The 15,675-nt window shown below is 35.0% G+C and carries 11 protein-coding genes; 5 read left to right on the top strand and 6 right to left on the bottom strand.

The window, feature by feature from the left end:
* The 5 genes from AC1WHX_RS04960 to AC1WHX_RS04940 all read right to left on the bottom strand — a co-directional run.
* Positions 1-1,356, bottom strand: a 1,356-nt coding sequence (locus tag AC1WHX_RS04960) for a tetratricopeptide repeat protein (protein WP_481228921.1), incomplete at its 3' end; no start/stop codon positions are given.
* 79 nt (positions 1,357-1,435) lie between these two features.
* Positions 1,436-3,136 (bottom strand): glutamine--tRNA ligase/YqeY domain fusion protein, encoded by a 1,701-nt coding sequence (locus tag AC1WHX_RS04955; RefSeq protein WP_022602698.1) that lies wholly within the window; start codon positions 3,134-3,136, stop codon positions 1,436-1,438.
* A gap of 131 nt (positions 3,137-3,267) precedes the next feature.
* Positions 3,268-3,822 (bottom strand): 7-carboxy-7-deazaguanine synthase QueE, encoded by a 555-nt coding sequence (locus AC1WHX_RS04950; protein WP_122338199.1) that lies wholly within the window; start codon positions 3,820-3,822, stop codon positions 3,268-3,270.
* Positions 3,809-4,141, bottom strand: a complete 333-nt coding sequence (locus tag AC1WHX_RS04945) for a 6-pyruvoyl trahydropterin synthase family protein (RefSeq protein ID WP_022389946.1) — start codon at positions 4,139-4,141, stop codon at positions 3,809-3,811. Before AC1WHX_RS04945 ends, AC1WHX_RS04950 begins: the two co-directional genes overlap by 14 nt.
* Before the next feature lie 163 nt (positions 4,142-4,304).
* On the bottom strand, positions 4,305-4,667 hold the full coding sequence (locus tag AC1WHX_RS04940; protein WP_122304397.1) for a hypothetical protein: 363 nt from the start codon (positions 4,665-4,667) through the stop codon (positions 4,305-4,307).
* Between the two features lie 130 nt (positions 4,668-4,797).
* Between AC1WHX_RS04940 and AC1WHX_RS04935 the strand changes: the two genes are divergently transcribed.
* Positions 4,798-7,275, top strand: coding sequence for an endonuclease MutS2 (locus AC1WHX_RS04935; RefSeq protein ID WP_303116894.1), 2,478 nt, complete (start codon positions 4,798-4,800; stop codon positions 7,273-7,275).
* 29 nt (positions 7,276-7,304) lie between these two features.
* Here the strand turns inward: AC1WHX_RS04935 and AC1WHX_RS04930 are convergent, their stop codons facing one another.
* Complete coding sequence (locus AC1WHX_RS04930) at positions 7,305-7,904, bottom strand: recombinase family protein (RefSeq protein ID WP_122338197.1); 600 nt, start codon at positions 7,902-7,904, stop codon at positions 7,305-7,307.
* A gap of 505 nt (positions 7,905-8,409) precedes the next feature.
* Here AC1WHX_RS04930 and dxs point away from each other — a divergent pair.
* The 4 genes from dxs to AC1WHX_RS04910 form a co-directional block, all read left to right on the top strand.
* Complete coding sequence (dxs, locus tag AC1WHX_RS04925) at positions 8,410-10,305, top strand: 1-deoxy-D-xylulose-5-phosphate synthase (RefSeq protein WP_122338196.1); 1,896 nt, start codon at positions 8,410-8,412, stop codon at positions 10,303-10,305.
* A gap of 52 nt (positions 10,306-10,357) precedes the next feature.
* On the top strand, positions 10,358-11,692 hold the full coding sequence (gene trkA / locus AC1WHX_RS04920) for a Trk system potassium transporter TrkA (protein WP_022389951.1): 1,335 nt from the start codon (positions 10,358-10,360) through the stop codon (positions 11,690-11,692).
* Positions 11,693-11,702: 10 nt separating this feature from the next.
* On the top strand, positions 11,703-13,169 hold the full coding sequence (locus AC1WHX_RS04915; RefSeq protein ID WP_022602693.1) for a TrkH family potassium uptake protein: 1,467 nt from the start codon (positions 11,703-11,705) through the stop codon (positions 13,167-13,169).
* Between the two features lie 71 nt (positions 13,170-13,240).
* On the top strand, positions 13,241-15,675 hold a 2,435-nt coding region (locus AC1WHX_RS04910), incomplete at its 3' end, for an FtsK/SpoIIIE family DNA translocase (protein ID WP_481228919.1).

The following is a 15,675-nucleotide window of genomic DNA, read 5'->3' as shown; positions in this document are numbered from 1 at the left end:
GATTATTTCCTTCGTTTGTTCTAGTTCCTTACGGTTTTCTTCAGATATATCTTCAATGTTATCGATTTGTAATGTTGTTTCATCTAATTGTCTGATCATATTTACGGCCTTTTCTTGATCACCTGAATTAAAATGAGCAAGAATCAACTTAAAAGTTAATTTTACATTATAAATATCAGTAGATAAAGCCTGTTCATAATACGATATTGCTGTATTATAATCAGAATTTTGAGAGGCTAAATCTCCTAAAAGAACAAGTACATCTTGATTTTCTGGATTCAATTTTGCAGATTGTTCTAAAAATTTTTTACCTTCTGTAAACTCTTTTATTTCGACATATATTTCTCCGAGAAAAGCTAATGCATCAGCATCTTTAGGCTCTAGTTCAATACTTTTTCGTAAGCGTTGAATTGCGTTAGAAATATCACCTAAATCATAGTAATTAGATGCCTGTTGATAATATAAATTAGCATTATCAGGAGTATATGATAATGCTTTATCCAAATATCGGATAGCATCTTCATTTTTTTCTAGTTTAGTAAAACATTCTGCAATTAATTCGTAAGTCATAGACTTGTCTTCAATTACATCTAATAACTCTTTAAATACTTCTATTGCCTGAGTGTAATTTTCATTGTCATATAGACAATATCCTTTAAAGGAAAGAATGGTTTCATCCCCTTCTTTGGCCGTTAGGGCAAAATCACAAGCATCAACAGCTTTGTCATAGTCTTTTTTTAAGGCATGTATTTTGGCCGTGTTAAACCAATCGACATAAGAATAAGGATCTCTATCAAGCAAAATATCATATACAGATAATGCAAGGTCATATTCTTGACGATCTTCGTAAATGAGAGCCAATTCTCTCAACACTTCACTTCCATTTGCCAATACTTTATCTGCCGCAAAAATAAAATCTTTCAGTTCATCTATGTATCCGAAATCTAAATACATATCTATAATGTCAAAACAAAGGTCAACAGATATTTCATCCGAAGACAACAATCCATTCAACAGAGAAATAGCTTTTTCTCCGTCTGCCTGAATAAAGTTCAATTCTGCACAAATCAAAACAGCATCTACCGAGTCGTGAGGTATAGAATAAATTTGTTTTTCAGCTTCCTCTACGCAATCAAGACATAAAAGATATTTGGCTCTTTTAATTCCTAAACTCATGCTTCCTGGATGCATGGACAAACCACGCTCTATTACTTCCAATGCTTTTTGATAAAGATCTCGTATTTCATACTGATATGCTATCTCTTCCAGATCATCTGCATCAAAATAGTAGTTCGCATGATCTTTTACCATCTGTTCATATCGGATCAATAACTCAGGACGTTTATCTTCAGACATGTATTTGTTTTTAAAAATCAGGCTGTTGAATTTCTCTGATAAAAGAAATTCAACAGCCTCAGTATTTATTATTTTTATATTACTTCCCTTTTATTTTTTCCCAACTATCTTTTAACGATACAGTACGGTTAAAAACCAGTTTATCCGGTTTAGAATCTTTGTCCACACAAAAATATCCTGTACGTTGAAATTGAAATCTGTCTCCTGGTTTTGCATTTTCAAATAAGTAAGGCTCTATCCGGCAATTATTCAAGATTTTTAAAGATTCAGGATTTAGCAATTCTCTGAAATCTTTTTCTTTCTCTTCTGACGGATTTTCTACACAAAATAAGCGATCATAAAGTCTTATTTCTGCAGACTTACTGTATTCTACAGAAACCCAATGCAGAGTGCCTTTGACTTTTCGTCCGCTTTCGGGCATTCCGCTTTTGGTCAATGGATCATATTCACAATATATCTCTTCAATTTCCCCATTTTCACCTTTTTTACAGCCTGTGCATTTTACAATGTAGGCTGATTTTAACCTAACTTCTTGTCCCGGTGTCATGCGGAAAAATTTTTTCGGAGGATTTTCCATAAAATCGTCTCGTTCAATATATAATTCACGAGTAAACGGAATTTCATGAAAACCTGCAGATTCATCTTCCGGATTATTCTCCGCCTTCATATATTCTACCTGATTCTCCGGATAATTGGTAATGATGAGTTTTACCGGATTTAAAACAGCAGATACACGATTAGCCGTTTTATTTAAATCTTCGCGGATACTATGTTCAAGCAAAGAAACACTTATAAGTCCATCGTATTTGGTATATCCTATTCTATCGATGAAATTTCGTATTGATCGAGGGGTATATCCACGACGGCGTAGACCACAAATAGTCGGCATTCGGGGATCATCCCATCCTGATACAAGCTTTTCTTGCACTAATTGCAATAATTTACGTTTACTCATTACGGTATATGTCAAATTAAGCCGATTGAATTCCATTTGCCTGGGACGATATGTCTCATCGGCCAATTGATCTACGAACCAATCGTATAACGGCCTGTGAACCTCAAATTCCAATGTACAGATAGAGTGCGTCACACCTTCGAAATAGTCTGATTGACCATGAGCAAAATCATACATCGGATATGCATTCCAAGTATTTCCCGTACGATGATGTGGATGTTTAATTATCCTGTACATAATAGGATCTCTCATGTGCATATTGGGCGAGGCCATATCTATTTTTGCCCGTAATACCATAGCGCCTTCCTCAAATTCGCCTCTATTCATTCGTTCAAACAAATCTATATTTTCCTCAATAGGACGGTTTCTGTAAGGGCTTGGAGTCCCCGGTTGTGTAGGAGTACCCTTTTGTTTCGCAATTTCTTCGGCAGATTGTTCATCGACATAAGCTTTCCCTTCCTTAATCAGACGAAGTGCCAAATCCCATAGTTTCGGAAAATAATCTGATGCGTAATAAAGTCGATCCCCCCAATCAAATCCTAACCAATGTATATCTTCTTTGATTGAATCTACATATTCGACATCTTCTTTAACGGGGTTAGTATCATCAAAACGAAGATTACAAGTTCCCCCAAATTTTTCAGCGACACCGAAATCCATACAAATGGCTTTTGCATGACCTATATGTAAATAGCCGTTAGGCTCCGGTGGAAAACGAGTATTTAATCGTCCCCCATTTTTCCCTGCCGCCAAGTCTGCTTCAATTGCAGCTTCAATAAAATTCAGGCTTTTCTTTTCCTCCTCATTATTCTCTATCTGTGTCATATTCTTACTAGATTACTGAATATTGCTGTGTTTGACCTGCATAAGATCTTAAACAGGCTTTTATAAAATGCAAATATAATTAATTAAGTGTAATAATATCTGCCATTATTGATTTTTCTATAAATATATTTTTATCGAATATGTAAATATTTGTGTGTTTGTAGGCTCAATCGCCATTCTGGATTTTTTTTGATAAATTCGATAACTTCTTTTGTGTTTTGCATAGAACAAGGTTGCAGCATTTTATGTTTGCATGAATATTGTTTATAAACGCTCATATCTTGGCTTAAATAAACAACTTTTAGTTCATCCATTTGTTTACGGACACAATCTTTCTTAGGGCTGCAAGTGATCCAATCACACCAACGTGTAACAGCATCGAATCCTTTGGTCAAAGTTCCGTTTGTTTCTATTTGCAAATAAAATCCTTGAGCTTTTAAAAGTGATAGGAAACGGTCATCTAATTGCATTGATGGCTCTCCTCCTGTTAAAACAACATGCTTTGCAGGAAATTTTCGTATAATATCGAGAATTTCTTCATCAGACATGATCTTGCCCAAAGAATGATCCGTATCACAAAATTCACAATTTAAATTACATCCGGAAAAACGAATAAAAATAGCTGGAACTCCCGTATAGTATCCTTCTCCTTGAATACTGTAAAATATTTCATTAATCTTTTTCATAAATAGCAATATTTCCTTCAGATTCTTGTACCTCTACCCGAAAGCAAAAAGGAGTTTGATCACATACCCAACGAGCAATATTCTCGGCAGTAGGATTAAATGGTAAAATTTCATTCAGATTTTTATGGTCTAATTTTTCGTGTATGAGTTTTTTGATTAGCGAAAAATCCGTAACCATTCCATCTTGGTTCAATGTTTCTGCACGACAGAAAATCGAAATTATCCAATTATGTCCATGTAAAGAAGAACATTTACTTTCATAAGACAGATTTAAATGATGAGATGCCGATATTTCTAATGTTTTTTTGACTATATACATAGTTTTCTTTTTCAAAGTTTCTTTTTCTAAAATCCGTGCCAAAAATAACAGATAAATCGGAAATATAAAAACCTTGAAAAATTAAAAAAGCCCAGCTTAATATTGGGCTTAAATAAATATCAAAATAGTCTGTATTTTTAGTCTTAAAGATTCAGAACCATTATTACGGTAGATTCCAATTTTTTTCATTATAATAACGCATTAGGTGATTGATGGCTTCTTGTAAGTCTTCACGTAATTGATGATTCATTTCATGTATATGAATGCGTTTATGTTCATTCATTTTTTGTAACAAGTATTTTGAAAAAAGTCGCTCCATATTATTTTCCTCCAATTTATCGTTAAATCCTATAGTTATACTGTCTGTGTGTTTGATTACATAACCGAACAATATATCCTCAGACCGTTCCGGATTTATTGACCGAACTTCATAGTACTCAGGATTATCCATTGTTTCAGTGCAGGGAGGAACTGTAGATTTTAATAATTGTCGTGCTGTGCTGAATGCGTCATTTACAACTTCCATAATTATCGATTTTTATTTCATATTTATTATAATACAGTCCAACACGCTTTTTGTTCAATAATTACTCATTTTATAATCCCGAGCATATTTTATATCTTTGCAGGGCTACTAATTTTAATGAATTTTTCAAGTGATATATCCACATAATTTTGAGCAAAAAATAGGATTCGACAAGATCCGCCAACATATAGAAAATAAATGCTTAAGTACGCTCGGTATAGATCGTGCAAAAAAAATGGTATTTATAAGTGATTATGATACTATTGCCAGAAAACTTCACGAAACTGAAGAGTTTGTTCATATTCTCCAAGAAGAAGACGAATTTCCTGCAAATTATTTTTTTGATGTACGTCCGGCACTTAAAAGAATACGGGTGGAAGGAACTTTTTTGGATGAATCTGAGTTATTTGATTTACGTCGATCACTTGAGACTATAAAGGGGATTGTTTATTTCTTTCTGAACAAAGAGACTGAAGAAAATACACCTTATCCATATCTTCAGAAATTGGCGGGAGATGTAACGGTTTTCCCGCAAATTATCATAAAAACCGATCAGATATTGGATAAATTCGGACATATAAAAGATAATGCTTCCCCTGACCTACAACGTATTCGTCGTGAGATAACGGCAACTTTATCCGGAATATCTAAAAGTCTTAATTCTATTTTGAGGATCGCTCAAAGCGAAGGTGTAGTTGATAAAGATGTAACACCAACAATGAGGGACGGACGACTGGTTATTCCTGTTATTCCTGCCTATAAAAGAAAGATTAAGGGTATTGTCCATGATGAATCAGCAAGCGGAAAGACAGTATTTATAGAGCCAGCAGAAGTGGTTGAGGCAAATAATCGCATTCGTGAACTTGAAAGTGATGAACGGAGAGAAATTATTCGCATTTTAACTTCCTTTGCCAATGAATTACGTCCTTACACTGAAGAGATATTCCATTCTTACGAATTTCTTGCTGATATTGATTTTATTCGGGCGAAGGCATTATTTTCAATTCAAATCAACGGATTATTGCCTACATTTGAAGATTGTCAGCAGATAGATTGGTATCATGCTATACATCCTTTATTATTTTTGTCATTTCAAAAGCAACAAAAACAAGTCGTTCCATTAGATATAACTTTAGATCATAAAAACAAAATTCTCTTGATCTCAGGTCCTAATGCTGGAGGAAAGTCAGTCTGTTTAAAAACTGTGGGATTACTGCAGTATATGTTACAATGTGGACTTCTGATTCCGGTTTATGAAAATTCACGAACAGGAATCTTTGATAGTATATTTATTGATATTGGAGATGAACAGTCGATAGAGAATGATTTAAGTACTTATAGTTCTCATTTGACAAATATGAAATTTTTTGTCCGAAATTGTGATGACCGTACAATATTGTTGATTGATGAATTTGGGGGCGGTACAGAACCTCAAATCGGAGGAGCAATAGCAGAAGCCTTATTAGATCGATTCAATAAGAAAAATTCATTCGGTGTTATTACAACTCATTATCAGAACTTGAAGCATTTTGCTGAAGATACTCCAGGTATAATAAATGGAGCTATGCTTTATGATCGGCATTTAATGCAACCACTATTTAAGTTGTCAATAGGAAATCCCGGAAGTTCTTTTGCTGTAGAAATTGCTCGGAAAATCGGGTTGCCGGAAGATGTAATTGCTGATGCATCCTCTAAAGTCGGTTCTGATTATATTAATATGGATAAGTATTTGCAAGATATAGTTCGAGATAAACGGTACTGGGAAAATAAAAGACAAAACGTTCGGTTACAAGAGAAGCGCTTAGAAGAAATTACATCTCATTATGAGAATGATATAAAGGCTATAGAAAAGCAAAGAAAAGAGATATTAGCCGAGGCAAGAAAAAATGCAGAGAATATTTTATCCGAAGCAAATGCACGTATTGAAAACACAATACGTTCTATCAAAGAAGCTCAGGCTGAAAAGGAAAAAACAAAAAAGATTCGGAAAGATCTGGAAAAATTCAAAGAATCTATAACGACAGAGGCGATAATAGATGATAAAATCAGTCGGAAAATACAGAAAATAAAAGAAAGAGAAAAGCATAAAAGAAATAAAATATTTACTAATAGTGAGAATATTGCATTCGATTCCAATGTGATAGCAGTCGGAGATGCGGTCAAAGTAAAAGGTCAAGCTTCTATTGGTGAGGTAATGGAGATTCAAGGAAAAAATGTAGTGATCGCATTCGGAATGTTGAAATCGACTGTTAAAATCGATCAACTCGAAAAAATAAGTAAAAATCAGATAAAAAGGGAGAAAAATATAAAAGCGACATTTGTCAGTGAACAGACCGCAGATGATATGCGGGAGAAAAAATTAAATTTTAAACAAGATATAGACATTCGAGGATTACGTGGCGATGAGGCGATACAAGCGGTTACCTATTTTATCGATGATGCTATTCTTGTCGGGTGCTCCAAGGTCAGAATTTTGCATGGTACAGGTACAGGAATATTACGTCAACTTGTACGTCAATATCTTAAAACTGTTCCGGGGGTGAAACATTTCCAAGACGAACATGTACAATTCGGCGGTGCAGGAATAACGGTTGTCGATCTGGAATAAAACCAGATGACAACCGATTTATTAGGGAATTAATAAATGCCTTCGTCTTTCACAAAAACATATAACGTAGATCTGGATACTCCATATTTTTCAGCTATTTTTCTGACAGATATCCCTTGAGCTCTCAGATCGACAATTTCATCCCTTTTATGTTTCAATAATTTCATCTTGGGAGAACATCCTTGTCTGCGTCCTAACACAACACCTTCTGATTTCCGTAACGCTAAAGCCTCTCTCGTTCGAGCAGAAATCAAATTATGCTCTATTTCTGCAACAAGACCAAATGCAAAACCCAACACTTTGCTATTGATATTATTATCAAAAGCATAACCATCTTTTACACTATAAACAACAACTTCTTTGCGAATACATTGATTTAAGATAGACATGATCTCCAGCAGAGTCCGGCTAAGCCGTGATAACTCCGTGACAATCAGGATGTCACCTTTGGTTAACCGTCTTAATAAGACCCCTAATTTTCGATCACTGCCTTTTTTTTTCCCACTAGCGACCTCTGTATACCATTTGTCTACCGACAAATTCTTTTTTATGGCGTATTTCTTAATTTCTTCGCATTGATTTTTCAGATGTTGTTTTCCGGTACTAACTCGTAAATATGCCACTACCATTTTTCTATACTTTTCACTATACGCACTTTAAAATAAGCTATAAACATGTGTGATTTAGAGATAATATGTTCTATCTGTAGAATAAAGACCAACAAATTGTCGGTCATATTTCACAAAAATAGTATTTATTTGACGAAAACATGAGAAAGTGCTCAAAATATTACAAGATTTTTCACACATGAATACTTTTTGCCAAAATAAAAACTTTCCGTATGTTTGTATAAACAAGAGAAATAAAATTTGATTTATGCGTAAGTTCACACCATTTAGAATAGCTTGTATTATTTTATTATGGATATACCTTTGTTATTTATTAATCAAGGGATATGGAGAAATCAATTTACGAGTTTTTTTAGTTATCATCGCTTCAGGGATTATTATTTTTGTTCCTATATATAAACGCAATCGGAAATAATTGCAAAAGCAGACCTTAAGAATCCCTGAGAAATATTATCGTTTCATCTAATAAAAAGCTACATTTGCAACTGCAAAAGTTTATTTAAATATGGCGATCATAAAAGAGCAATTACTCTCAACAATATATAATCCGGATGATTTACGGAAACTTTCTCCCGAGCAACTACCGCAGATTTGTACAGAATTAAGACAATTTCTTATAGACGAACTATCTTGTAACCCGGGACATTTTGCTTCGAGTTTAGGTACTGTAGAACTGACTGTTGCATTACATTATGTGTTTAAGACTCCCTATGATCGAATTGTGTGGGATGTTGGTCATCAGGCCTATAGTCATAAAATTCTTACTGAACGTAGAGACAAATTTTTTACCAACAGAAAATTTAAGGGATTAAGCGGATTCCCCTCTCCTTTTGAAAGCAAATATGATACTTTTACGGCTGGACACGCGTCCAATTCAATATCTGCAGCTTTGGGAATGTCTGTCGCGGCTAATCTAAAAGGTGAAAACGATAGAAAAGTCATCGCAGTTATCGGAGATGCAGCAATATCCGGAGGATTAGCTTTCGAAGGATTGAATAACGCATCTATTAATCCGAATAATTTATTGATTATATTGAACGATAATGATATGGCGATAGATCATAACGTCGGTGCATTAAATCAATATTTGGTAAATATAACAACTTCTCCAAGTTATAATAAACTACGGTATGATATATATCGCACATTAGTGAAACTTAAACTTATTTCGGCAAAACATCGGGGCGCGATTTTACGTTTTAATAACAGTATCAAGGCTTTGATCAGTAAACACCAAAATATTTTTGAAGGGCTGAATATCCGTTATTTCGGACCGATTGATGGGCACGATGTAAATTATATCATTCGTGTACTGAATGATATAAAAGAAATGTCAGGACCTAAACTATTGCATCTGAAAACCATTAAAGGGAAAGGATATGCTCCTGCAGAAAAAGCTGCGACGGTATGGCATGCTCCGGGCAAATTTAATAAAATAACGGGTGAAAGATTTATTGTTAAAGATAATAATCTGCCTCCTCTCTTTCAAGAAGTCTTCGGACGTACATTGGTAGAATTAGCAAGAGAGAATAAAAAAATTGTCGGTATTACTCCAGCTATGCCTACAGGGTGTTCAATGACCTATATGATGTCAGAATTTCCTGATCGCACTTTTGATGTGGGTATAGCTGAAGAACATGCCGTTACTTTCTCCGGAGGATTGGCTAAGGAAGGTTTGATCCCTTTTTGTAACATCTATTCTACTTTTATGCAACGTGCTTTTGACGAAATAATACATGATGTTGCTATCCAAAATCTTCATGTAGTTTTTTGTCTTGACAGAGCCGGACTTGTAGGTGAAGATGGTGTGACACATCACGGAGCTTTTGATTTGTCTTATTTAAGATGTATTCCTAATATGACTATTGCATCTCCTATGAATGAGCATTACCTTAGACATTTAATGTACACGGCTCAGGCTAAAGAAACAGGAGTTTTTGCTATCCGTTATCCTCGAGGGCGGGGATCTCTCGTAAATTGGCACTGTACACCAATGATACTGGAAATAGGGAAAGGCCGGAAACTTTCTGATGGAGAGGATATTGCTCTCATCAGTATAGGTCCTATAGGAGTATCGGCGCAGAAGGCTATAATAAGGGCAAGACAACAGGGTGTTTCTGTAGCCCATTACGACATGATATTTTTAAAACCGATAGATGAAGAATTATTACATGAGATCGGAAAGAAATATTCACGGATTGTTACAGTAGAAGATGGAAGTATAAAAGGCGGACTGGGTATGGCTGTTATTGAATTTATGGCTGATAACGGGTATGTTCCCAGAATAAAACGAATAGGTATTCCCGATCAGTTTATTGAGCATGGAACTATTCCTGAACTCTATAAATTATGCGGTATGGATGAAGATAATATCGTTTCTCTTTTGACATCTGTATGGTAAGAAATCAAGAATCGTAAAATTAAAATATACTTTTAAAGACTTAATATCCTCTATGAAAATAATAATTGCGGGTGCAGGTGAAGTCGGTACTCATTTAGCAAAGTTGCTTTCTAAGGAAGAACAAGATATCATTTTGATTGATGCAGATATAGAAAAACTACAATGGATCGATTCTAATTATAATTTGATGACCGTTGCCGGGTCTCCTACTTCATTCAAGGTTTTAAAAAAGGCTGGGGTTAACAACGCAGATTTATTTATTGCCGTTATGCCATTCGAATCTCGAAATATTACGGCATGTACATTGGCTACTAAATTAGGAGCAAAAAAAACGGTTGCCCGTATTGATAATTACGAATACCTGTTACCTGAAAATAGAGCTTTTTTTCGGGAGTTAGGAGTCGACGAACTCATATATCCCGAAATGCTGGCAGCAGAGGAAATTGTCACGGCGTTGAAAAGAACATGGGTAAGAAATTGGTTTGAATTATGCAACGGAGAACTTATTTTGATAGGTGTTAAATTACGAGAGAAAGCACAAATACTCAATCACAAATTATGCGATCTTACCCGACAGAACAATTACTACCATATCGCTGCCATAAAAAGGAATGAAGAAACTATTATTCCACGTGGTAATGATGAGTTACAACTTAATGACATTGTTTATTTTACTACAACTCCAGATCATATTCAGGATATTCGTGAACTGACAGGAAAAACTGAAGTAGATGTACGAAAGGTAATGATTATGGGTGGCAGCCGTATTGCAATACGACTTATCCATATTGCTCCAGAATACATAAAAATGAAATTAATTGAATGTGATCGGGAAAAAAGTTTCAAATTAGTAGAAAAAATGCATGATACCGTTATTATTCACGGAGATGCAAGAGATATTGATTTGTTGAAAGAAGAAGGCATAAGAGACACCGATGCTTTTATTGCTCTTACAGATAGCTCTGAAACGAATATTTTGGCTTGTTTAACAGCTAAAAGGCTGGGCGTAGCAAAAACCATAGCAGAAGTAGAAAACATTCCGTTTATTTCTACCGCAGAGGGATTGAATATCGGTTCAATTATAAATAAAAAATTGATTGCCGCCAGTAGGATTTTTCAGCTATTACTTGATTCGGATTCTTCGAACGTGAAATGTTTGGCTTTGGCTGATGCTGAAGTCGCCGAATTAGTTGCGAAAGAAGGGTCAAAAATAACAAAAGCACCAGTCAAAGATCTTACATTACCCAAAGATCTCACATTGGGAGGATTGATCAGGGATGGAAAGGGCATTATTGTGAATGGAAATACACAAATTCAGGCAAATGATCATGTTGTCGTATTTTGTCTGGATACAGCTATCCGTAAAATAGAAAAGCTTTTCAATTAATAATTTTAATATGTCAGAAATAAATTTTCGAATAGTAGCACGAGTAATAGGCATATTATTATGTTTTGAAGCACTTTTTATGCTATTGCCGTTAAGTGTTGCAATATACTATAATGAAAGTGATATATATGCATTCTTACTGACCATCGGCATTACGGCGATTGTCGGACTATGCTCTACATTTATTTTTAAAAGACATAGCAAGCAAATGGGCAAAAGAGAGGGATTCTTAATTGTTTCTACCTCTTGGATTTTCTTTTCTTTATTTGGAATGTTACCGTTTCTTATTCATGGAGATATCGATAACATTACGGACGCTTTTTTTGAAACTATGTCTGGATGTACGACTACCGGAGCTACGATACTGGATGATATAGAAAGTTTACCGCATGGGATTTTGTTTTGGAGAAGCTTAATGCAATGGCTCGGAGGTATGGGTATTATTTTATTTACATTAGCAGTTCTTCCCATGTTAAATTCTGGAGGAGGAATTCAACTATTTAATGCAGAAGTTCCGGGTATAACTCACGATAAACTTAGACCGAGAATCAGCGAAACGGCAAAACGTCTGTGGATAGTATATTTAAGTATTACGGTTTTATTGATCGTTTTGCTGGTATTAGGGCCAATGAATTTCTTTGATGCGGTATGTCATGCCCTGACAACTACTGCAACCGGTGGATATTCGACAAAACAGAATAGTATCGCCTATTGGGATTCTGCATATATCGAATATGTTATTATCATATTCATGTTAATTTCAGGAATAAATTTTTCGTTAGTTTATCATGCCGCTCTGGGCGATTATAAAAAGTTATTGCAAGATGAAGAAACCAAATGGTTTTTATTTGTTGTTTTATTAGCCACAGCCGCTATTGCTGCAGGATTATTTATTAGCGGACAAATATACGGGAATGCCGAAAAAACAATTCGTACAGCACTTTTTCAGGTATCGACATGTATTACGACTACGGGATTTGCTACAGCCGATTTTGCTAAGTGGGGACCATTCTTTAATGTTGTTATATTTTGTGTTATGTTTTTTGGAGCTTGTGCCGGATCTACGAGTGGTGGAGCTAAAACTATACGAATGGTTGTTGTGTTAAAAAATACAGCAAATGAATTTTATCGGCATCTCCATCCTAATGCAGTTGTTCCTGTTCGAATTAACCGGCGTGTTATATCTTATGATCTTGTGTCTAAAATATTGGCATTTCTTTTCGTATATGTGCTGGTTGTGGCAATAAGTGCCCTTGTATTATCGTCTTTAGGACTGTCGTTTGAAGAATCTTTCGGATGTACACTTTCTTGTCTTAGTAATGTAGGTCCTGGATTCGGAAGAATGAGTTCTGACTTTTCTTTTGAAATTATCCCTACGTTAGGTAAATGGGTACTGTCTTTTGATATGCTGATCGGACGATTAGAATTATTTACGGTATTGATTCTTTTTAGTCCGTATTTTTGGAAAAAATCATAAACACCAACGAGGAAATATAATTAAAACTTTTTCGTATTTTTGTCTGAGATAAATACACGTTGATAAAAAGCATGATTAAGAAAAAAACAGAAAAAGTATCTTCTAACAAAGAAGATTCTATTTCAAAAAAAATATCGGTCTTCCTAAAAAGTGAAAGAACTCATTTTGTGATAGGTATTCTCTGTGTAATGTTCGGAGTATATCTGTTTATTGCCTTTCTTTCATTTTTTTATACAGGAAATGCGGATCAAAGTAAATTAGAGAATTTACCATTAAGCGAATTGAGCAGTATAAAGAATGAAATACGTAATTGGACAGGAGCTTTTGGTGCATATTTATCCGACTTGCTTATTAACCAATGGGTCGGAATATCCGCATTCTTTATTTCTTTTTTTATTGCTAAAGTCGGTTTAAAACTGATGAAAGTTAAAAATTTTTCAATTACAAAATCATTAGTTTATACTTGTTCTCTTATTATCTTAGGCTCTTTGATTTGCGGATTCTTTTTTATTGATAATTATAAAGATTCATATCTTTTTTTAGGGGGGTATCATGGTTATTACATGACACTGTTATTACAAGCAAATATCGGATGGACAGGAACTTTATTGTTCATCTTTACGGGGGTATTGATATTTTTGGTCGCAATAAGTGCCAAAACCGTACCATTCTTACGTAAAATATTTTTATTAGATATTAAACGAAAAAAGGATATTGAAGTTTCAGAATCAGAGGATAATAAAATCTATCAAACATCTCTTGAGAATAAAGATTTAGTAAATAAACCAATTTCAATTTCTGAAGTATTAAATTCTGATATTGAAGATGAACCTGATATGGTTGAATCTGAAGGTTGTACCGACAAAACAGATCATCATGAAGAAAACTTTTTTGAGATTGTACCAAAACAAGAAGAGACATTAGTTAAAGAAGATACAATTCAGGAAGATAGATCGGGAGAACCGGAATTTGTGATAGAGGAAAATGTTCAAGAGGAGGAAGAAATATCGAACAGTGAAGAATTGGGAGAATACGATCCTACTTTAGACCTTTCACGTTATAAAGCCCCATCTTTCGATCTTTTAAATAAGTATGAAGGGAATGATCGTCAGATCGATATGGATGAACAAAACGCGAATAAAAATCGAATTATCGAAACCCTTGAAAATTACGGAATCCGCATTAGTTCGATTAAAGCGACAGTTGGTCCGACTATCACTCTTTATGAGATTGTTCCAGAGCCGGGTGTTCGGATTTCAAAAATACGAAATTTGGAAGATGATATAGCTCTAAGCCTGGCAGCTTTAGGAATTCGAATTATCGCTCCTATCCCGGGGAAAGGAACTATCGGTATTGAAGTGCCCAATAAGGATCCGCAAATAGTTTCGATGTATTCTGTTATTGCCTCGAAAAAATTTCAAGAATGTAAATTTGATCTTCCTGTTGCTTTAGGAAAGACTATTACCAATGAGATTTTTATGGTGGATCTTGCCAAAATGCCTCATATCCTTGTTGCAGGTGCTACGGGACAGGGGAAATCTGTAGGATTAAATGCTATTATTACGTCTTTGCTATACAAAAAACATCCTGCACAACTAAAGTTTGTGTTGATAGACCCTAAAAAAGTAGAATTCAATATCTATGCAAACATAGAAAGACATTTTTTGGCAAAATTACCAGATGGTGACGAGGCTATTATCACGGATGTGACAAAGGTCGTTCAAACGTTGAATTCTATTACAAAAGAAATGGATGACCGATACGATCTATTGAAAAAGGCCCATACCCGTAACATAAAAGAGTATAACTCTAAATTTATCGCACGGAGATTAAATCCCAATAACGGACATCGGTATATGCCTTATATTGTAGTAATTGTTGACGAATTTGGGGATTTGATAATGACAGCAGGAAAAGAGGTTGAACTCCCGATCGCCCGTATAGCACAATTGGCACGAGCCGTCGGTATTCACATGATTATTGCGACTCAGCGCCCTTCAACTAATATTATTACAGGAGTGATTAAGGCAAATTTCCCGGCTCGTATAGCATTTAAAGTTTCTTCTATGATTGACTCGAGAACGATTCTCGATTGTCCCGGAGCAAATCAGCTAATCGGGCGTGGAGACTTATTGTTTTCACAAGGCAGTGATCTGATTCGTGTACAATCTGCATTTGTCGATACTCCAGAAGTAGAAAAAATTTGTGAATATATAGGAGATCAAGAATCATATCCTACAGCTTATTTATTACCGGAATATGTGGGGGAAAACGGAGAATCCGGATTAACAGATGTCAATTTGAAAGACCGAGATCCTATGTTTGAAGAAGCTGCTCGACTTATCGTGGCTAATCAACAAGGATCAACATCGCTAATTCAAAGAAAATTCTCTATTGGATATAATCGTGCAGGACGTATTATGGATCAGTTAGAGGCTGCAGGAATCGTTGGTCCGTTTGAAGGTAGTAAGGCTCGGCAAGTTCTGGTTATAGACGATATTCACTT

It is taken from the genome of Coprobacter sp., from assembly GCF_982436375.1.
This window is presented reverse-complemented; position numbering and strand designations above follow the sequence as displayed.

Bases quoted from the DNA above. Each gene is read 5' to 3' on its own strand.
- AC1WHX_RS04915 (WP_022602693.1), top strand. From the start codon at position 11,703: ATGTCAGAAATAAATTTTCGAATAGTAGCACGAGTAATAGGCATATTA.
- dxs (WP_122338196.1), top strand. From the start codon at position 8,410: ATGGCGATCATAAAAGAGCAATTACTCTCAACAATATATAATCCGGAT.
- AC1WHX_RS04955 (WP_022602698.1), bottom strand. From the start codon at position 3,136: ATGACACAGATAGAGAATAATGAGGAGGAAAAGAAAAGCCTGAATTTT.
- trkA (WP_022389951.1), top strand. From the start codon at position 10,358: ATGAAAATAATAATTGCGGGTGCAGGTGAAGTCGGTACTCATTTAGCA.
- AC1WHX_RS04945 (WP_022389946.1), bottom strand. From the start codon at position 4,141: ATGTATATAGTCAAAAAAACATTAGAAATATCGGCATCTCATCATTTA.
- AC1WHX_RS04940 (WP_122304397.1), bottom strand. From the start codon at position 4,667: ATGGAAGTTGTAAATGACGCATTCAGCACAGCACGACAATTATTAAAA.
- AC1WHX_RS04930 (WP_122338197.1), bottom strand. From the start codon at position 7,904: ATGGTAGTGGCATATTTACGAGTTAGTACCGGAAAACAACATCTGAAA.
- AC1WHX_RS04950 (WP_122338199.1), bottom strand. From the start codon at position 3,822: ATGAAAAAGATTAATGAAATATTTTACAGTATTCAAGGAGAAGGATAC.